Here is a 444-nt window from a genome sequence, read left to right as displayed (position 1 = left end):
CCCAAAGACCGCTAACTGCTCCTCAGATGTGAGAACAACACCTCGTTCATGTGCGGCAATGAGCTTCTCCAGTGCCCCAGACATCTGCTCGAGGCGCTCCATTCGCTCAGCAATCCGGTCACGCTGTTGCCTCAGGGAACTCTCCACACCCTCGCTGCCGGCCTCCAGCAGTCGCCCAATCTCATCCAGCGGCAGATCAAGCTCCCGATAGATCAGCACCCGCTGAAGCCGCAGGAGATCCTCGGCGGTATAAATGCGGTAGCCGACAGCAGAACGCTCCGAAGGACGGACCAGGCCCATCGCATCCCAATGATGGAGGGTGCGCACGGTGACACCGAGCATGGCCGCAGCCTTGCCCACAGTCATCTCGCCGGCGGCCTCGCCGGGCCTCATGCTAGGTCTCACCAGTACTCCAGTCTGCCCCAAGCACCGTCAATTCTTTTC

General features: G+C 61.0%; 1 protein-coding gene. It reads right to left on the bottom strand.

What is annotated here, in order from left to right; translation table 11 throughout:
* The coding region (locus ACM5SV_RS36625; RefSeq protein ID WP_419425535.1) for a MerR family transcriptional regulator at positions 1–393 on the bottom strand (393 nt) is incomplete at its 3' end.
* Positions 394–444: the final 51 nt, after the last annotated feature.

Source organism: Rhizobium sp. CRRU65, assembly GCF_048551595.1.
In the GTDB taxonomy this organism is placed as follows: Bacteria; Pseudomonadota; Alphaproteobacteria; order Rhizobiales; family Rhizobiaceae; genus Rhizobium; species Rhizobium leguminosarum_J.
This window is presented reverse-complemented; position numbering and strand designations above follow the sequence as displayed.